General features: G+C 66.7%; 18 protein-coding genes. 8 read left to right on the forward strand and 10 right to left on the reverse strand.

What is annotated here, in order from left to right:
• Positions 1–483: 483 nt before the first annotated feature.
• The 10 genes from U5809_RS25220 to U5809_RS25265 form a co-directional block, all read right to left on the reverse strand.
• The gene (locus tag U5809_RS25220; protein WP_282506157.1) at positions 484–1,629 is read right to left on the reverse strand and encodes a TraB/GumN family protein; all 1,146 of its coding nucleotides are present in this window, start codon (positions 1,627–1,629) and stop codon (positions 484–486) included.
• The gene (locus U5809_RS25225) at positions 1,622–2,638 is read right to left on the reverse strand and encodes a peptide ABC transporter ATP-binding protein (RefSeq protein WP_282506158.1); all 1,017 of its coding nucleotides are present in this window, start codon (positions 2,636–2,638) and stop codon (positions 1,622–1,624) included. Before U5809_RS25225 ends, U5809_RS25220 begins: the two co-directional genes overlap by 8 nt.
• A complete protein-coding gene (locus U5809_RS25230; protein ID WP_282506159.1) occupies positions 2,635–3,633 on the reverse strand; it encodes an ABC transporter ATP-binding protein in 999 nt (332 codons plus the stop codon). The genes U5809_RS25225 and U5809_RS25230 overlap by 4 nt, the downstream gene beginning before the upstream one ends.
• 2 nt (positions 3,634–3,635) lie before the next feature.
• Positions 3,636–4,553, reverse strand: a complete 918-nt coding sequence (locus tag U5809_RS25235; protein ID WP_096508485.1) for an ABC transporter permease subunit — start codon at positions 4,551–4,553, stop codon at positions 3,636–3,638.
• A 4-nt stretch (positions 4,554–4,557) separates the two neighbouring features.
• Entirely contained in the window at positions 4,558–5,568 is a 1,011-nt protein-coding gene (locus tag U5809_RS25240; protein WP_322088518.1) for an ABC transporter permease subunit, read from the reverse strand.
• 99 nt (positions 5,569–5,667) lie between these two features.
• Positions 5,668–7,296 (reverse strand): ABC transporter substrate-binding protein, encoded by a 1,629-nt coding sequence (locus U5809_RS25245; RefSeq protein WP_322088519.1) that lies wholly within the window; start codon positions 7,294–7,296, stop codon positions 5,668–5,670.
• A 319-nt stretch (positions 7,297–7,615) separates the two neighbouring features.
• On the reverse strand, positions 7,616–8,923 hold the full coding sequence (locus tag U5809_RS25250; RefSeq protein WP_322088520.1) for an MFS transporter: 1,308 nt from the start codon (positions 8,921–8,923) through the stop codon (positions 7,616–7,618).
• 190 nt (positions 8,924–9,113) lie between these two features.
• Positions 9,114–9,425 (reverse strand): high-potential iron-sulfur protein, encoded by a 312-nt coding sequence (locus tag U5809_RS25255; RefSeq protein ID WP_021163765.1) that lies wholly within the window; start codon positions 9,423–9,425, stop codon positions 9,114–9,116.
• Between the two features lie 136 nt (positions 9,426–9,561).
• A complete protein-coding gene (locus U5809_RS25260; RefSeq protein WP_322088521.1) occupies positions 9,562–10,671 on the reverse strand; it encodes an NAD(P)/FAD-dependent oxidoreductase in 1,110 nt (369 codons plus the stop codon).
• A 145-nt stretch (positions 10,672–10,816) separates the two neighbouring features.
• Positions 10,817–11,797, reverse strand: a complete 981-nt coding sequence (locus tag U5809_RS25265; protein WP_322088522.1) for an AAA family ATPase — start codon at positions 11,795–11,797, stop codon at positions 10,817–10,819.
• Between the two features lie 229 nt (positions 11,798–12,026).
• Here U5809_RS25265 and U5809_RS25270 point away from each other — a divergent pair, with 229 nt between their 5' ends.
• The 8 genes from U5809_RS25270 to U5809_RS25305 all read left to right on the forward strand — a co-directional run bounded on the left by U5809_RS25270 (position 12,027) and on the right by U5809_RS25305 (position 19,490).
• On the forward strand, positions 12,027–12,746 hold the full coding sequence (locus tag U5809_RS25270) for a nitroreductase (RefSeq protein ID WP_322088523.1): 720 nt from the start codon (positions 12,027–12,029) through the stop codon (positions 12,744–12,746).
• A 146-nt stretch (positions 12,747–12,892) separates the two neighbouring features.
• Entirely contained in the window at positions 12,893–13,381 is a 489-nt protein-coding gene (locus tag U5809_RS25275; protein ID WP_322088524.1) for a hypothetical protein, read from the forward strand.
• Positions 13,382–13,386: 5 nt separating this feature from the next.
• A complete protein-coding gene (locus U5809_RS25280; RefSeq protein ID WP_322088525.1) occupies positions 13,387–14,202 on the forward strand; it encodes an endonuclease/exonuclease/phosphatase family protein in 816 nt (271 codons plus the stop codon).
• A gap of 109 nt (positions 14,203–14,311) precedes the next feature.
• A complete protein-coding gene (locus U5809_RS25285) occupies positions 14,312–14,959 on the forward strand; it encodes a LysE family translocator (protein ID WP_322088526.1) in 648 nt (215 codons plus the stop codon).
• Between the two features lie 227 nt (positions 14,960–15,186).
• On the forward strand, positions 15,187–15,957 hold the full coding sequence (locus tag U5809_RS25290; RefSeq protein ID WP_282506168.1) for a ferredoxin--NADP reductase: 771 nt from the start codon (positions 15,187–15,189) through the stop codon (positions 15,955–15,957).
• A gap of 415 nt (positions 15,958–16,372) precedes the next feature.
• Positions 16,373–17,188, forward strand: a complete 816-nt coding sequence (gene rqpS, locus U5809_RS25295) for a quorum system sensor histidine kinase RqpS (protein WP_322088527.1) — start codon at positions 16,373–16,375, stop codon at positions 17,186–17,188.
• A gap of 7 nt (positions 17,189–17,195) precedes the next feature.
• Entirely contained in the window at positions 17,196–17,852 is a 657-nt protein-coding gene (gene rqpR, locus U5809_RS25300; RefSeq protein ID WP_322088528.1) for a response regulator transcription factor RqpR, read from the forward strand.
• A gap of 231 nt (positions 17,853–18,083) precedes the next feature.
• Positions 18,084–19,490, forward strand: coding sequence for an amino acid permease (locus tag U5809_RS25305; RefSeq protein ID WP_322088529.1), 1,407 nt, complete (start codon positions 18,084–18,086; stop codon positions 19,488–19,490).
• Positions 19,491–19,507 lie beyond the last annotated feature (17 nt).

Below are 19,507 nucleotides of genomic sequence, written 5' to 3' on the forward strand. Positions count from 1 at the left end.
CAATCGCTGCGGCTTCGCCGTCTGTCGATGCACCCCCCGAAACCGTCTTTCGACGGTGACCGGAAAAATCTTCCGGATTAAAAAACGTCCGCCGCCGCCCGATCACTGCATTCCCCGGTCAGACGACGGAGCGTTGCTTATGTGCAAGTCGGCCTGCATGCATTCTTGTTGTCCGACGATGATTGGCCCCGCCGTACATGCAGACACTTTCCGCGGCCGGCACGTATGCACCACGTGCCGGCAACGCGCTAACCCCGCGCTTTATTTTCTGCTACCCCGTAGAACTTTTTCTATTCTTTTCATTTTTTCAACTTGTGGATCGAAGAATAGATATTGGCAGAACGGGATGTCAATCGTTTGAAACGCTATTTTCCGACGAATCGAGGGTTTTCCTTATCGAATCGCGCGCCCATACAGGCGTTTGACGTGCCCACGCGACGTCAATCAAACAGGGGAGGATCGGTTCGGACGCGACGACGACGCTCAGTTCGCGTCGACGCTGTAACCTTGTTGACGCAACAATTCGAGCACGCCGCGCGGGCCGCCCAGATGCAGCGCGCCGATCGCGACGAACAGCGGCCGGTTCGGCGCGGCGATTGCCGTCATTCGTGCAACGAAGCGCCGGTTGCGCTCGTACACGATCTTGTTGTCGATCGACGCCGACAGCGCCTTCGAACGCGCGAGCCGCTCGCTCTTCGCGACGGCCCACGCGGAAATCGCATCGGCGTCGCCAATTCGCCACAGCCGGTGCAGCGCCTTGATGTCGTCGGCGTTTTGCGCGGGCGTCTGCACCATGTCCTGCGCGAGCATCTCGCGCTGCTCGGCCAGCGTCAGCCCGGTGAACGCGCGCATCTGTTCGGCGAGCGTCTCGAGCCCGATCACGCGGCCGCCCTTCTTCTTCAGGAACACGTTCTGCAGCTGTGCCTCGGTGCCGTATTCGGTCTGCAGGCCGGCCGACAGCGAATCGTAGGTCTCGACGACGAGCGCCGCGAGCCACGGCCGCATCTTGCGGATCTCGGCGAGCGCGGCCGGGTTGCCGCGCAGGCGCGCCGCGAGCCGCTGCCACAGCGGTTCGGGCAGCAGGCGCTGCAGGCACGGGTAGCGGCACACGCCGTACTTCGACACGTCGTCCTGCGATTCGAGCAGATCGTCGGGCGACAGCTCCAGCGCGAGCGTCGGCGACGCGGCGAGCGCCGCGAGGATGCGCGGCCGGAACGGCTGCGCGCTCGGGTAATCCGACGGATCGCCCGTATGCAGCGTGCCGAGCACGTAGAGCGTGACGTTGCCTTTGGTCGCGACGTAGAACGGCATGCGCGCGGGCTGCACGCGCACCGTGCCGCGCGACACCGTGCCGTCCGATACGGACGGTGCGTGGAAGCCCGGCAGGCTCATGCCGGGCGGCGGGACTTGCGACGGATGGATCGGTGAAGTGGCCGGCGCGCGCCCTTCGGCGCGCGCGGATTCGACGGGAACCACGAGGCTGGCCGCCACGCACGCGCCGGCCAGCGCCGCGCCCGTGACGGTACGCACGCTCCAGCGCCGCGCGTAGCGGTACGCGCGCATCACGCGCGCGCCGCTTGTCCCCGCACGGCGCACGCCGGACACGCGCGCCGCCAACACATCAGGCATTCGCCTCCCCTACCTCCTCGGCACGATGGCACGCCACCTGCCGGCCATCGACCTCGCGCAGCTTCGGCTCCTCCGCGCGGCACCGCTCGACCGCATACGGGCAGCGCTGGTGGAACGCGCAGCCCGACGGCGGATTGAGCGGCGACGGCAGTTCGCCCTGCAGCTTGATCTGCACGCGGCGGTCTTCCTCGAAGATCGCCGGCGTCGCCGACATCAGCGCCCGCGTGTACGGGTGGCGTGGCCGCGCGTAGATCGTTGCCTTGTCGCCGAGCTCGGCGACGCTGCCGAAGTACATCACCATCACGTCGTCCGCGACGTGCTCGACCACCGACAGGTTGTGCGAGATGAACACGTAGCTCGTCTTGAACTGCTCCTGCAGATCCATGAACAGGTTCAGGATCTGCGCCTGGATCGACACGTCGAGCGCGGACACCGGCTCGTCGGCGACGACGATGCGCGGGTCGAGGATCATCGCGCGCGCGATCGCGACACGCTGGCGCTGACCGCCCGAGAACATGTGCGGATAGCGCTTCGCATGCTCGGGCCGCAGGCCGACCGTGCGCATGATCTGCGCGATGCGCTGCGCGCGCTCGGCGGCCGTCAGGTTCGCGTTGATCTCGAGCGGCTCGGAAAGCGTCTGCTCGACGGTCTTGCGCGGGTTCAGCGACGCGAACGGGTTCTGGAACACCATCTGCACGCGGCGGCGCAGGTCGGCGACCGTGTCGCGGCTCGCGCCGGCCACGTTCTTGCCGTCGATCGTCAGGCTGCCCGACGTGGGCGTCTCGATCATCGTGAGCTGGCGCGCGAGCGTCGACTTCCCGCAGCCCGACTCGCCGACGACGGCGAGCGTCTTGCCGCGCTTCAGCGAGAACGACACGCCGTTCAGCGCCTTCACGGTGCCCTGCCCGAACATCCCGCGCTTCACCGAATAGTGCTTCGCGAGGCCGTCGGCCACCAGTACGGCTTCCTCGTCGTGCGGCATGGCACGCGCTTGATTGACTGCATTCATCGTGCACCTCCCGTCAGGTCGAGGTTGGAAACGTTGAGCGGCTTGATGCAGCGCGCACGCATCGCATCGTTGCCGGACACCAGCGTGTCGAGCGCCGGCCGCGCCTTGCGGCAATCGTCGACGACATACTTGCAGCGCGGCGCGAACAGGCACCCGGACGGGCGATCATCGCGGCCGGGCACCATGCCGGGCAATGCGGCAAGGCGACGCGCACCCTTATTGTGCTCGGGAATCGCCGCGAGCAACGCTTCCGTGTACGGATGATGCGGCGCACGGAAGATGTCGGGCACGCTGTTGGTCTCGATGATCTCGCCCGCGTACATCACCGCGACGCGCTGCGCGACCTCCGACACCACGGCCAGGTCGTGCGAGATCAGCACGAGCGCCATCCCGCGTTCCTTCTGCAGCTTCACGAGCAGATCCATGATCTGCGCCTGGATCGTCACGTCGAGCGCGGTGGTCGGCTCGTCGGCGATCAGGAGCTTCGGGTTGCACGCGACGGCCATCGCGATCATCACGCGCTGGTTCATCCCGCCCGACATCTGGTGCGGGAACGACGCGATGCGGTTCTTCGCGTCGGGAATGCCGACCTGGTCGAGCAGTTCGAGCGCGCGCCGGTTCAGCGCGTCGCCGCGCAGGCCTTCGTGCAGCTTCAGCACCTCCTTGATCTGGTAGCCGACCGTGTAGCTCGGGTTCAGGCTCGTCAGCGCGTCCTGGAACACCATCGCGATGTCCTTGCCGACGATCTTGCGGCGCGCCTTCGGCGACGCCTTCAGCAGGTCGACGCCGTTGAACGTGACCTCGTCGGCCGTCACCTTGCCCGGTGCGTCGATCAGGCCCATCAGCGCCATCATCGTCACGCTCTTGCCCGAGCCCGATTCGCCGACGACGCCCACCACCTCGCCCGGCGCGATCGACATGTTGATCCGGTCGACAGCGGGCAGGCCATTGAAGTTCACCGCGAGATTGCGGATGGTCAGAAGATCTTGGCTCATGTTCACGCCATCCGTTTCAGTTTGGGATCGAGCGCGTCGCGCAGCCCGTCTCCGAGCAGGTTGATCGCGAGCACCGAAATCAGGATCGACAGGCCCGGCATCGTCACGATCCACCACGCGTTGTCGATGTAGTCGCGCGCGGAGGCCAGCATCGCGCCCCACTCGGCGGTCGGCGGTTGCACGCCGAGGCCGAGGAAGCCGAGCGCGGCCGCGTCGAGGATCGCCGACGAGAAGCCGAGCGTCGCCTGCACGATCAGCGGCGCCGTGCAGTTGGGCAGCACCTGCGAGAACATCAGGCGCAGCGTGCCGGCACCGGCCACGCGCGACGCCGTCACGTACTCCTTTTGCAGCTCGCCGAGCGCCGATGCGCGCGTGAGGCGCACATAGGCCGGCAGCGCGACGATCGCGATCGCGAACATCGTGTTGGTGAGGCCCGGGCCGATGATCGCGACGACCGCGACCGCGAGCAGAAGCGACGGCAGCGCGAGCAGCACGTCCATGATGCGCATCACGGGCGTGTCGGCCCATTTCTGGAAGAACGCGGCGACGAGCCCGAGCACGATGCCGGGGATCAGCGCGAGCACGACCGACACGAAGCCGATCCAGAACGACATCCGCGCGCCGAACATCAGCCGCGAAAGAATGTCGCGGCCTGCTTCGTCGGTGCCGAGGATGAATTTCCAGTTGCCGCCGTCGAGCCATGCGGGCGGGATCTTCACGTAGTCGCGGTATTGCTCGACCGGGCTGTGCGGCGCGATCAGCGGCGCGAGCAGCGCGACGAGGATCAGCACGAGCACGACGATGCCGGCGCCGACGGCGCCGCGGTTGCGCGAGAAGTTGGCCCAGAACTCGCGCAGCGCGAGCGCACGGCCGCCGGCCGGCGCGGATTCGGTCGGCAGGGTGTTTTGCAGATTGCTCATGGGATTACCTCGTGTGGCGGATGCGCGGATTCAGCACGCCGTACAGCAGGTCGACGACCAGGTTCACGACGATCACGAGCGTCGCGATCAACAGGATGCCGCCCTGGACGACCGGATAGTCGCGGCGGCCGATCGCATCGATCAGCCACTTGCCGACACCGGGCCACGAAAAGAGCGTCTCGGTCAGCACGGCGCCCGCGAGCAGCGTGCCGATCTGCAGGCCGATCACGGTGACGACCGGGATCAGCGCGTTGCGCAGCGCATGCACGACGACCACGCGCGCGGGCGACAGCCCCTTCGCGCGGGCGGTGCGGATGTAGTCCTCGCGCAGCACTTCGAGCATCGACGAGCGCGTCATCCGCGCGATCACCGCGAGCGGGATCGTGCCGAGCACGATCGCGGGCAGGATCAGGTGGCTGACCGCCGACCTGAACGAGCCTTCATCCGGCGCGAGCAGCGCGTCGATCAGCATGAAGCCCGTCGGGTGCGGGAAGTCGTATTCGACGGCGATGCGCCCCGACACGGGCGTCCAGCCGAGGTATGACGAAAACACCATGATGAGGATCAGCCCCCACCAGAAGATCGGCATCGAGTAGCCCGTGAGCGCGGTGCCCATCACGCCGTGGTCGACGACCGAGCCGCGCCGAAGCGCGGCGATCACGCCGGCCGGCAGCCCGACCGCGAGCGCGAACACGAGCGCGCACAGCGACAGCTCGACGGTCGCCGGGAAGCGCGCGAAGAATTCGCCCGCGACGCTCGTGTTGGTGATGATCGACGTGCCGAGGTCGCCATGCAGCGCCCGGCCGATGTAGTGGAAGTACTGCATGGGCAGCGGCTGGTCGAGCCCGAGGCGTTTCATCGCCTCTGCGTGCATCGCGGGATCGACGCCGCGCTCGCCCATCATCACTTCGATGGGGTCGCCCGGTATCAGGTGAATCAGCGCAAACGCCAGGATGGTGATGCCGATGAAAGTCGGGATCACCATGCCCACGCGGCGCAACACGAATGTGAACATGATGCGTCTCGTATTTTCTTGTGGGAAATGTGCGACCGGCGACGGGAAGCTTTTGGCCTCCCGCCGCCGGATGAGTTGCGACAGCTTACGACAGGCGCGTTACTTCACGCTAACACCGTCGAAGCGGGCATAGCCGAGCGGTTCGATACGCATGTCGACCACGTTCTTGCGCACCGGCTGGTAGACCGTCGAGTTCGCGATCGGCGAGAACGGCAGCTGTTGCGCGAAGATCTGCTGGGCCTGCGTGTAGAGCTTCGTCCGTGCGTCCTGGCCCGTCGTCGTGCGGCCCTTCTGGACCAGCTCGTCGAACGGCTTGTAGCACCAGTGCGAGAAGTTGTTGCCCTTGATCGCTTCGCAGCCGAGCAGCGTGCCGAGCCAGTTGTCCGGATCGCCGTTGTCGCCCGTCCAGCCGATCAGCATCGTGTCCTGCTCACCCGAGTGCGCGCGCTTGATGTACTCGCCCCACTCGTACGTGACGATCTTCGCCTTCACGCCGATCTTCGCCCAGTCGGCCTGGATCATCTCGGCCATCAGGCGGGCGTTCGGGTTGTATGCGCGCTGCACGGGCATCGCCCACAGCGTGATCTCGAAACCGTTCGCATAGCCGGCCTTCGCGAGCAACGCCTTCGCCTTCGCGGTGTCGTTCGGCGCCATCTTCAGGTTCTTGTCGTACGACCATTGGGTCGGCGGCATCGGCGCGTTGGCGGCCTGGCCGGCACCCTGGTAGACGGACTCGAGGATCGCCTTCTTGTTGATCGCCATGTCGAGCGCCTGACGCACCTCGAGCTTGTCGACCGGCTTGTGCTCGACGTTGTACGCGAGGTAGCCGAGGTTGAAGCCGGCCTGCGACGGCATGTCGATGCCCGAGTCGGCCTTCAGCGTCGCGATGTCGGCCGGACGCGGATAGCTCATCACCTGGCATTCGTTGCGCTTGATCTTCTGCACGCGCACGCCCGGATCCGGCGTGATCGAGAAGATCAGCTTCGACAGCTTCACTTCGCCCTTCTTCCAGTAATCAGGATTGCCGTCGAAACGGATCGTCGCGTCCTTCGTGTAGCTGCGGAAGATGAACGGGCCCGTGCCGACCGGCTTCTGGTTGATGTCGGCGGCCTTGCCTGCCTTCATCAGCTGGTCGCCGTATTCGGCCGACAGGATCGACGCGAATTCCATCGCCATGTTCTGGATGAACGGCGCATTCGGCTCGGCCAGCGTGAACTTCACGGTGTACGGATCGACCTTCTCGACCTTCGTGATCAGCTTGTCGAGCCCCATGTCGGTGAAGTACGGGAACGACACCGGGTATGCCTTGCGGAACGCCTGGTTCGGGTCGAGCATGCGCTGGAACGAGAACAGCACGTCGTCCGCGTTGAATTCACGCGTCGGCTTGAAGAAGTCGGTCGTGTGGAACTTCACGCCATGGCGCAGGTGGAACGTGTACACCTTGCCGTCCGGCGATACGTCCCACTTCTCGGCGAGGCCCGGCTCGACCTTCGTGCCGCCGCGCTCGAATTCGACGAGGCGGTTGTAGACGGTGAACGTGGCGGCGGTGAAATCGACGCCGGTCGTAAATTGCGCGGAATCGAAACCCGCCGGGCTGCCTTCTGAGCAGTAGACGAGCGTTTTGTTCGGGATCTGTGCGAATGCAGAGCCCGCGACGCCGAGCGATGCCGCTGCCACGCCTGCAATGGCGGTAACACGCAGGGTGTGCAACAGACGGTTGTATTCCATGTTTCCTCCAGGTCTCCAGATCGGAACCGGCCCGCCAGGGGCCGGCGTACGCGGATATTACTTGAGCTAACGATGTGGCAACAAGCTGGAGAAAAAACTCTTCTATCTGCCCCGCACGGGTTTGTGCCGATGTTTAGTGTGGGTAAAAAATGCGAAAACGCGCGCGAGCGACAATTCCGTTCATCTCGCGCAAGTTTCGTTCGACGACTAAACAATTCGGGCGCGAACACGACGGCTCGATGCGCCGTTCCCCGTGCCCTGCAGCACATCATTGCGTTTTACGAAACGATCCGATGACCGTCTTCAAATCGTCATGCGATCACACCGGCGCGTCGAGGTCGGCACTGCGCGCCGGCACGAACGCGACCGCGACGATCGACAGCGCGATCCCGGCCATCACGTAGTAGGTCGGTGCGAGCGGCGTGCCCGTGACCTTGATCAGCCACGTGACGATGAACTGGCCGAAGCCGCCGAACAGCATCACCGCGACGTTGTACGCGATCGACAGCCCGGTCGAGCGCACGTTGGCCGGGAACAGCTCGGCGATCATCGCGCCGAACGGCCCGTAGTAGCCCGCGAGCGTCACCGACAGCACGGCCTGCACCGCGATCAGCCGCCCGATGCTCGGCGCCGCGTCGAGCCACGCGAACAGCGGATACATCAGCGCGAGCGTCAGCACGAGCGACCACAGCGACAGCCCCTTGCGGCCGATGCGATCGGACCAGGCGCCCGCGACCGGCGACAGCACCATCAGCAGCAGGTTGCCGACGATCACCGCGTAGAACGATTCCGCGTACGGCAGCTTCAGCTGCTTCACCGCGAAGGTCGGCAGATAGCTGATCAGCACGTAGATCGTCACCGTCAGCGCGATCACCGAGCCGAGCCCGCACAACACCTCGCGCGGGTGGCGCGTGAACACTTCGCCGAGCGTCGCGCGGCGCGCGCTCTGCTGCGCATGCAGGAACGCTTCGGAATCGGCGAGATGGCGGCGGATGTAGAAGCCGATCGGGCCGATCACGAGCCCGAGGATGAACGGCACGCGCCAGCCCCAGCTGCGCAGCGCGTCGTGCGACAGCCCGCGCGTGACGGCTGCGCCGACGAGCGCGCCGATCAGCAGCGCGGCCGCCTGGCTCGCCATCTGCCAGCTGCCGTAGAAGCCGCGTTTCGAGAACGGCGCGGCTTCGATCAGCAGCGCCGTCGCACTGCCGAATTCGCCGCCCGCGGAGAAGCCCTGCAGCAGCCGGCCGAGCACGATCAGGATCGGGCCGCCAATGCCGATCGCCGCATAGGGCGGCGCGATCGCGAGCAGGAAGATGCCGGCCGTCATCAGGAGGATCACCAGCGACAGCGCGGCCTTGCGGCCCGCGCGATCCGCGTACAGGCCGAACACGATGCCGCCGATCGGGCGCATGAAGAACGCGACGCCGAACGTCGCGGTGGTGAGGAGCAGCGACGAATATTCGCTGGAGGTCGGGAAGAACAGCTCGGCGATCACGACCGTCATGAAGCCGAACACCGTGAAGTCGTACCACTCGAGCGCGTTGCCGATCACGGCGGCGGCCACCGCGCGGCGATTCAGCGCACGCTCGGGCCGGATCGTTTTCGTTGAATTCGCAATCGTCGCCATGCGTGCCTCGTCCTCGTGAATTCGCCGTGTCGGGCGGCGCGGCGCGCGGGTGGGTCGCGGCGCACAGGTTTGCAGCGAGTGTAGAAAGCGACGGAACCGTTTTCAAGCATAAAAAACGCCCGCCATCTTTCGACGGCGGGCGTTTTGCGGTTTTCGCCACAATGCGGCATCGCACGATGCCGCACGGGACTCAACCCATCTTCGAGAAGGCGCTGCACCAGCCCTTCGCCGACACCTGCTTGCCGGGGAAGGCGCCGCACGGACCCGATGCCGAGCCCTTCTTGCCCTGGTACAGCATGCAGGCCGCACAATCCTGGCCCGCTGCGTATTTCGGGTACTTCGTCTTGTCGACCTTCGTGGCATCGGCCTTGTAGCCGAGCGCCACGGCGGTCGGATCCGTTTCCGACAGCATCGGCGCATCGGCCAGCGCTTCGCGCGACAGCGCCAGCGCGGACACGGCACCAATGCTCGTAATCAGGAAACTCCGACGGGATGTTTTCATGGGGGACTCGCTCCAACGTTATCGGTTTGAAAGCTGTTCTGGCGACAGCCGTTCGACAGAATAACGCCCAAGCGAATAAATGTGCGCGCCGAAATTCCAGAGATAAGGGATTTCACACGGCTGCCCGTGCGTCGCGTCAGCGGTAGGCGGTCATCTCGCCCACGCGCTGCGCGAGCGCGAGCGACGCGGTGAGCCCCGGCGATTCGATGCCGAACAGGTTCACGAGCCCGCGCACGCCATGCTGCGCGGCGCCCTGCACGATGAAGTCGGCCGGCGGCTCGCCGGGCCCCGCGAGCTTCGGCCGGATGCCCGCATACGCCGGCTGCAGCGCGTCGTCGGGCAGGGCCGGCCAGAACGCGCGGATCGACGCGTAGAACGCGGTCGCACGCGCCGGATCGACTTCGTAGCGCAGCGAATCGCACCATTCGACGTCCGGGCCGAAGCGCGCCTGCCCGCCGAGATCGAGCGTCAGGTGCACGCCGAGCCCCGCGCGATCGGGCATCGGGTAGATCAGGTGCGAGAACGGCGCGCGCCCCGACAGGCTGAAGTAATTGCCGCGCGCGAGATAGAGCGGCGGCACCCAGCGCGGGTCGAGGCCGCGCGTGCGGCGCGCGAGCGCCTGTGCACCGAGGCCCGCGCTGTTGATCACGCAGGCAGCCTCGATCTCGGTGGGCGCATCGCCGCCCGTGCGCACGACGAAGCGCCCGCCGCGCAGCACGTCGATCGATTCGACCGGGGATTTCAGCGCGCACATCGCGCCGTTGCGTTCCGCGTCGCCGAGCAGCGCGAGCATCAGCTGGTGGCTGTCGACGATGCCGGTCGACGGCGAGAACAGCGCCTCCACGCATTCGAGCGCGGGCTCGAGCGTCTGCGCCTCCGCACGCGTGAGCGGCAGCAGGTCGAGCACGCCGTTTTCGACCGCGCGCGCGGCGATCGCCTTCAACTGCTTCACCTGCGCGGCGCTCGTCGCGACCAGCAGCTTGCCCGCGCGCCGGTGCGGCACGTGATGCGTTTCGCAGAATTCGTACAGCATGTCGCGGCCACGCACGCACGACATCGCCTTCAGCGACCCGCGCGGGTAGTAGAGCCCCGCGTGAATCACTTCGCTGTTGCGCGAACTCGTGCCCGTGCCGATCGCGTCGGCCGCCTCGAGCACGATCGTTTCACGCCCGCGCGCGGCCAGTTCCCGCGCAATCGCCAGACCGACGACACCCGCGCCGATCACGACACAATCCATCTGCTCCATGACAGTTCGCGCCGCTAACGCGTCGAAGGGAGAGAAGAGAATTGTACGTCCCGGTTCGCCCGCGTGCAGAACGCATCCGCAGCGCGTCGCGACGACGCAGCCGACGACGCGGCGCGCACACGCCGCGGCGGTGCGCGCCGCTGTGTCAGAAGCCGATCGGCCGGCGCTTCGCGGCGCCCTCGTCCGCGCGGATGTCGTGCGGCCCGATCGCATCGCGGCCGTCGAGCCGCGCGGCGCCGAATGCGTGCAGCAGCGCGCGACGCATCGTGCGCGGCGGCGTCGCGGCCAGCACGTCGAGCGCGTCGTCGCCGAGCGTGTCGGGGAAGCGCCGCCCCCACGCATGCGACGTGCGGATCTCGTCGTAGATCGTCTGCGCGATCCGGCGCGCGCCGGCCGCATCGGGCGGCGCGATCTCGTACACGTTCATCCGGTTGAGCAGCGGCTCCGGAATCGCCTGCGCGTCGTTCGCGGTCGCGATCCAGATCACGTTGCCCGCATCGATCGGCACTTCCGCGAATTCGTCGACGAATGCGCGCGCGGTGTCGTGCTCGAGCAACGCGTACAGCGCACCGAGCGGATCGTATTGCGCATCGCTGCCGGCCTTGTCGATCTCGTCGACGGCGATCACCGGGTTTGCGTAGCTGCCGTTCACGAGCGCCTCGAACACCTTGCCGGGCTTCGCGTTCTTCCATTGCGACGACGCGCCCGACAAAATCCAGCCGGCCGTCAGCGAGCTCATCGGCACGTAGTGATACGCGGTGCCGAGCAGTTGCGCGAGCGCCTTCGCGAAATGCGTCTTGCCGATCCCGGGCGGCCCGAGCAGCAGGATCGGCATCAGTTCGAGCCGGTCGTCCGTTTCGAGGCACAGCGCGACCTGCTTGCGCACGTCGTCGAGCGGCTCGCCGAAATTCGGCAAGGCGTCGCCGAGTTCATCGAACGACGGCATCCGGTTCGGCTTCACGCAGAAGCGCAGATTCCCCGTCTTGAGCATCCGCTCGTAAGTGGCGCGCAGTGCGTCGCTCGCGCTCTCGTTCAGGTCGCTCAGCGCCGTCTCGACCTGCTCGAGGTCGTACACCGTGCTGAAGGACGCCACCGCCAGTTCCTGTTTCACCATCGCCGTCGTCATACCAACCTCGCTGCACTTGCCGTCACACGACCATCAGACCCTTACGATTTCAGTGTAGCGATCCCATATCCCCGCGCAAGCAAGCAGCCACGCGAGTCTGCTGCTAACACTTCGCGTGCGCTGCAGGGCCGCGCGCTGCAGCGTATGATCGATGGTTCCCCCACCCGCCGCGCCGGCCTTGCCGACGGCGCCCGCACGGCGCGTCGCGCGATGCCCCAAAGGTATGCCGATGTCCGTCCCCGCTGCTTCCCCCCGCGTCGATGCCGATGCGATCGACGCCGTCGACGCGGCGCTCACGTCGCGCCGCGCGATCCGCGCCTTCCTGCCGACCCCCGTGCCGCGCGACACGCTCGAGGCGATCCTCGAAGCCGCGAGCCGCGCGCCGTCGGGCACCAACATCCAGCCGTGGCACGTGTACGTCGCGACGGGCGCCACGCGCGATGCGCTCGCCGCCGCGCTGACCGCGGCGCACGACGATCCCGCGCGCGACGAGAAATACGTCGCCGAATACGACTACTACCCGCGCGAATGGGTGTCGCCGTATATCGACCGGCGCCGCAAGGTCGGCTGGGACCTATACGGGCTGTTGAACATCGGTCGCGACGAGAAGGCGCGCATGCACGCGCAGCACGCGCGCAACTTCCGTTTCTTCGATGCGCCGGTCGCGCTGTTCTTCACGCTCGACCGCGTGATGACGTTAGGGGCCTGGCTCGATTGCGGGATGTTCCTGCAGGGCGTGATGACGGCCGCACGCGCACGCGGGCTCGATACCTGCCCGCAGGCCGCGTTCGTGCCGTTTCACCGGATCGTCGCCGACCACCTCGGCATTCCCGCCAACGAGCAGTTCGTCTGCGGGATGTCGCTCGGCCATGCGGACCCAGACGCGATCGAGAACAGCCTCGTCACCGAGCGCGCTCCCGTCGCCGAGTTCGCGCGCTTTTTCGCTTGAAAATGCACGGCTCGGCCTTACCTGTCGGGCAGGACCGCATCGTGCTGCGAACCTGTCGCAGTGCGTCCTGTCACATCACGATCGAAATCGATCGGGCGTAAGATGTGCGTCCGTTCCCCGCTATTGCGCGTTTCCGGAGACGTTTCATGCTGAAACACGGCCTGGCCGTCCTGCTCGCGAGCCTCACGCTCGCCGCCCATGCGCAAAGCCCCGCGCCAGCCTCCGTCGCGTGGGAGATCCAGGTGGTGCGCGACGGTCAGACGATCGACACGTTCCAGCAACGCACCACCGTGGGTCAGACCCGCACCGATACCCATCGCTATCCGTCCGCCGTGCCGGTCGGGTGCGGCAACGACGCGCGCGTCGTGCCGACCGAGCGTTCGCGTTCGGTCACCGTCGCGCCGCTCACCGTCGACACCAGTGCGAACACGGTGTCGCTCGCGCTCGACGTGCAGGAAACGCTCGACGACGAAAACGCGACGCGCATCGATCCGTGCGTACCCGCGTCGCCGCGGCAGATTGTCGCGAGCCACCCCGGCCTGTCGGTCGGCGCCGATGCATGGACCGACTGGACGCTCGTCGAACAGCATCCGCACCTCGTGTACCGCGTGCGTGCGCACGTCGCGAAGGACTGAGCGTCATGTCCGCCGACGCCCTGTCCTTGCCGTTCGCCGAACCGCACGCGGCCCCCGACGAAATCACCGCCGTCAGCTGGAACCTGCACAAGGGCCGCTCGCCACTGGGCTTCACCGCGTGGAACGCGATGCGCAACTGGATGCAGTCGACGCACGCCGACGTGTATTTCCTGCAGGAAGCGATGGCGCGCCGCATGCCGCGCCCCGTGCTCGCGTCCGGCTTCGGCGCGCAGATGGACGACGCGGTCGACGACGTGTGGCATTGCCAGGCCACCGAGATCGCGCATGCGCTCGACTGGCAGATCGCGCTCGGGCCGAACGTGTTCAAGCCGTCGTGGCGGCACGGCAATGCGATCCTGTCGCCGCATCCGCTCGACCTCGGCGGCCGCTGGGACATCTCCGCGCACCGCTTCGAGCGGCGCGGGCTGCTCGTCGCGCGTGCAACGCTCGCGGGCGCGCGCCCGGTCACGCTGCTGTGCGCGCACCTCGCGCTCACGCGCGCCGCGCGGCTGCGCCAGATGCACTGGATCGCGCACTGGATCGTGCGCAACGCGGGTGACGGCCCGCTGATGCTCGCCGGCGACTTCAACGACTGGCGCAACGATTCGGTCGCGCTGTTCGGCGAGATCGGGATGTCCGAGGTCGCGACGCTGCTCGGCGAATCGGGCCGCACGTTCCCCGCGTTCTCGCCGGCGCTCGCGCTCGACAAGATGTTCGTGCGCGGCCTGACGCCGCTCGAATGGCGCGCGCCGTCCGGCGAAGCCGCGTGGCTGTCGGACCACCTGCCGTACATCGCTCGCCTGCGCCTCGATCCGCAATAACCTTCGTCGGCCACCCCCGATCGCGCGCCGCCGGAGCGCGGCCGCGCCGCCCGCGCTAAAGTAGCGGCTTGCCCATTCCGCCATCGCCCCGCCGCCGGGCCGCGCCGCCATGACCTACCTGCCGATCCTGCTGCAAATCGCCGTCGTCTACCTCGTCGCGGCGATCACGCCCGGCCCGAATTTCTTCATGATTTCGCAGCTGTCGCTCGCGGGTCGCCGCAGCCTGGGCGCCGCGTCGGCGCTCGGCGTCGGCACCGCGTCGGTCGCGTGGGCGACGCTCGCGATGCTCGGCCTCGCGGCCGTGCTGCATCAGGTCGAATGGCTGTACGAGGCGATCCGGATCGGCGGCGCCGTGTATCTCGTGTATTTCGGCTTCAAGCTGCTGCGCTCGGGCGTGCGTCGCGACGCGGCGCCGGCCGACGCGCCGGACGCCGCCGCGCCGCTGGCCGCACCGCAGGCGCTCGACTACCTGCGTGCGTATCGCAGCGGCCTGTTCACGTGCCTGACGAACCCGAAATCGTGCGCGTTCTGGACCAGCGTGTTCGCGGCGATGCTGCCCGCGCACGTGCCGCTGTGGTTCAACGGCGCGGTGCTGGTGACGATCGGCGTGCTGTCGGCCGGCTGGTATTCGTGCGTCGCGTACCTGTTCGCGAGCCCCCGCGCGCAGCGCGGCTACCGGCGCGTGCGGCGCCCGCTCGACGCGTTGTGCGGCGTCGCGCTCGTCGGTCTCGGCGCGAAACTCGCGGCCGATCGCTGAAAGCCCGGTGAAAGAATTTGTTGCGCCAAATCCGCGCAACCACGGGGGTCAAGCCCGCGATCCGCGCCAACAGGGTAAAATAACGAGTTCCTCAAACGTCTGTCATCGAGAAGGCGCGTGTCCGACGCGCCGGCCGGCCGATCCGCGATCGGGCCGTCGCACTCGGTTTTTTTGCCCATTTTTGGGCCCGTTACACGCGTCCGCTACGCGCGTCCGTTTTCAAAGCCATGAGCAAATACGACACCGCCACCGTCCAATCCGTCCATCACTGGACCGACACGCTTTTCAGCTTCACCTGCAGCCGTGAGGCGAGCCTGCGCTTCAACAACGGCGAATTCACGATGGTCGGCCTCGAGGTCGACGGCAAGCCGCTCGCACGCGCCTACTCGATCGTCAGCCCGAACTACGAAGAGCATCTCGAATTCTTCAGCATCAAGGTGCAGAACGGCCCGCTGACGTCGCGCCTGCAGCACCTGAAGGTGGGCGACACGGTGCTGATCGGCAAGAAGCCGACGGGCACGCTGGTCGCCGACAACCTGCTGCCGGGCAAGACGCTGTGGATGCTGTCGACGGGCACGGGCCTCGCGCCGTTCATGTCGATCATCCGCGATCCGGAGATCTACGAGCGCTTCGACAAGGTGATCCTGACGCACACCTGCCGCCTGAAGGGCGAGCTGGCGTACATGGACTACATCAAGCACGACCTGCCGGGCCACGAGTACCTCGGCGACATCATCAAGGAAAAGCTCGTCTACTACCCGACGGTCACCCGCGAAGCGTTCGACAACGAAGGCCGGATCACCGACCTGATCGCGACGGGCAAGCTGTTCACGGATCTCGACGTCCCGCCGTTCTCGCCGGAAAACGACCGCGTGATGCTGTGCGGCAGCACCGCGATGCTGAAGGACACGACCGACCTGCTGAAGCAGGCCGGCCTCGTCGAAGGCAAGAACAGCGCGCCGGGCCACTACGTGATCGAGCGCGCATTCGTGGATTGATCGGCCCCCAAATTTGCGCGTCATCAAGAACCGGAGCAAAAGCTCCGGTTTTTTTTCGTCCCTACTTGGCGAATTCGTAACAAACTGGGACCATCTCATCTCAAATAGTTACATTTGGATACGTCACCGCCGGGTGTTCGGGTGTCAGTGTTTTTCCTACAACACGTTCATTCCGATTATTCACATTTACCCTTAAATGTCCGCCCGACATGACCTTTTCAGAAATTTTGAGATATTATTCGCCGCGCGTGGTTGCCGTTTGAATGAGAGTGGAAGGGTCGGATGCAAGTGTTACAAGGTGTAACTTTTGTTACCTCGGCATGGAGCGATTCTCTGGCGGCGACCGTCGTCGTAATGGCAGCCGATCCACGCAGCCAGCCGGTGTCTGAACCGCTTTCTGACAGCAGGGAGAGTCATGGATACGTCGCTTAACGCGCCCTCGGGCGCCCACGCCCCGTTCCCGTCGCGGCAGCGTGTGCACAGCTGCGCCGCTACTCCGCCCGTTGCCGACACCGCGTCGAAACGCGACGCCTCCGCCGCACGGATCGCGGCCCTGTCCGCCCAATTGCTCGCCGCCGACGAAGCAGCCCGCCGCCATCTGGCCGGCGAGTTGCACGACGGGCTCGGCGCCGAATTGACCGCTGCGCGTTTCGCGCTCGCAAACGTTCAAACGTGGCTGCCGGCCGATGCGCCGGACGGCTGCCTGCGCGCGCTGGAGCTGGCGCAGCAGGCGCTCGACGCCGCCACCGACGCGAATCGCCGGCTGATCGACGAACGCGACACGCCGGCGCTCGACGCGGGCGTGATCGGCGCGCTGTCGTCGTGGATCGACACTCACGCGGCCCGCACGGGCCTGCGCACGAGCTTCGTGTGTGCAGCCGACGCGCGCCTCACGCAGATCGCCGGCGCCAGCGCACTCGCGGTATTCCGCGTCGCGCAGGAAGCGCTGTCGAACGTCGCGAAGCACGCCCGCGCGACGTCGGTCGACGTGCGGATCGTCACCGACGGCACGCATCTGTCACTGATTGTCGCCGACGATGGGACCGGTTTCGCCCGTAGCCGCCGCAGCGGCTACGGCCTCGCCGGCATGCGCGCCCGCTGCGAAGCGTTCGGCGGCAGCTTCGAGACGGCCATGCCGGAAACCGGCCACGGCACGCGCGTCACCGCGCGCTTCGCGTGGGATTCGCTGCTCGCGGTGCCCGCCGCGGCCCGCCGCGCGTCGCTTTCGTGAGGTCGTCATGAGCCTGAACATCCTGCTCGTGGACGATCACGCGATCGTCCGGCAAGGGATTCGCCAGTTGCTGATCGACCGCGGCATCGCGCGCGACGTCACCGAAGCCGAAACCGGCGGCGACGCGATGGCAGCCGTCGACAAACAGGAATTCGACGTGATCCTGCTCGACATCTCGCTGCCGGACACGAACGGCATCGAGGTGCTCAAGCGCCTCAAGCGCAAGCTGACGCGCACGCCGGTGCTGATGTTCTCGATGTACCGCGAGGACCAGTACGCGGTCCGCGCGCTGAAGGCCGGCGCGGCCGGCTACCTGTCGAAGACGGTCAACGCCGCGCAGATGATCGGCGCGATCCAGCAGGTGGCGGCCGGTCGCAAGTACGTGAGCCCCGCGATGGCCGAGGCGCTCGCCGAATACGTGTCGTTCGAGAACGAACCGCTGCCGCACGAGAAGCTGTCCGACCGCGAATACCAGACCCTCTGCATGCTCGCGTCGGGCAAGCGGCTCACCGACATCGCGAACACGCTGTCGCTGTCCGTGAAGACGGTGAGCGTGTACCGGTCGCGGCTGCTCGAGAAGATGCGGCTGTCGAACAACGCGGAACTCACGTTCTACGTGATGAGCAACAGGCTCGTCGACATGGCGCCCGCGGCCGGCGCCTGACCGGCCCGATTCGCCTTCGCCCGCTACCTCGGCTTCGTCCGATTCCATGACGCGGCGCACGCCGCGTCTCCCTCAACTGCCGCCCGCATCAAGCGCAAGCGCTTGTTTTATCGGACGATTCCGCGACGCGCCGCTGCGCCGCAGCGGGTCTTGTTCGTCAAATCGGCTAAAATTACGGGTTTTCACTCAGTCAGCGCCCCCGCGCCTGCGCGCGCTGGCGATTCATCCGCAATGTCTCTTTTCCGCAAGAAAAACGTCGATCGCATGATCGCCGGCGCGCACGCCGCCGGGCTCAAGAAAGCGCTCGGCGCGATCGACCTCACCTTCCTCGGTATCGGCGCGATCATCGGCACCGGCATCTTCGTGCTGACCGGCACCGGCGCCGTGCAGGCCGGCCCCGCGCTGATGCTGTCGTTCGTGATCGCCGCGATCGCGTGCGGCCTCGCGGCGCTGTCGTACGCGGAATTCGCGTCGACGATCCCCGTCGCCGGCTCGATCTACACGTATTCGTACGCAACGCTCGGCGAGCTCGTCGCGTGGATCATCGGCTGGGACCTGATGCTCGAGTACGGCCTCGCGTCGTCGGCCGTGTCGGTCGGCTGGTCGGGCTACCTGCAGTCGCTGCTGCAGGGCTTCGGGCTGTCGCTGCCGACCGTGCTGACGGCCGCGCCCGGCGCGGTGCCGGGCGTCGTTACGTGGTTCAACCTGCCCGCGTTCCTCGTGATGATCGTGATCACGACGCTGCTGTCGATCGGCATCCGCGAATCGACCCGCATCAACAACATCATGGTGTTCATCAAGGTGTCGGTCGTGCTGCTCGTGATCGCGGTCGGCCTGTTCCACGTGACGCCCGCGAACTGGAAACCGTTCATGCCGCACGGCTGGAACGGCGTGTTCGGCGCGGCAGCCGTGATGTTCTTCGCGTTCATCGGCTTCGACGCGGTGTCGTCGGCCGCCGAGGAAGTGAAGAACCCGAAACGCGACCTGCCGATCGGCATCATCGCGTCGCTCGCGGTGTGCGCGGTGCTGTACGTGACGGTCGCCGCGGTCGCGACCGGCATCGTGCCGGCGGCCCAGTACGCGAACATCTCGCACCCGATCTCGTACGCGCTGCAAGTCGCCGGCGAGAAGTGGGTCGCGGGCTTCATCGATCTCGGCGCCGTGCTCGGCATGCTGACCGTGATCCTCGTGATGAGCTACGGCCAGACGCGCGTGATCTTCGCGATGTCGCGCGACGGGCTGCTGCCGGCGATGCTCTCGCGCGTGCACCCGCGCTACGCGACGCCGTTCCTGACGACCTGGCTCGTCGGCCTGTTCTTCGGCCTGATCGCCGCGCTCGTGCCGCTCAACGTGCTCGCCGAGCTGATCAACATCGGCACGCTCGCGGCGTTCTCGATGGTGTCGATCGCGGTGCTCGTGCTGCGCCGCACGCATCCCGACCTGCCGCGCGCGTTCCGCTGCCCGGGCGTGCCCGTGGTGCCGATCCTCGCGGTCGCCGCGTGCCTGTTCCTGATGCTGAACCTGCAGCCCGTCACGTGGGCCGCATTCGGCATCTGGCTCGTGATCGGCCTCGTGATCTACTTCCTGTACTCGCGCCACCACTCGAAGCTCGCGCACGGCAACCACGACGCGCACTGAACGCCGTCATCGCGCGC

Origin of the sequence: Burkholderia sp. BCC1999, assembly GCF_905339975.1 — a bacterium.
Taxonomy (GTDB): domain Bacteria; phylum Pseudomonadota; class Gammaproteobacteria; order Burkholderiales; family Burkholderiaceae; genus Burkholderia.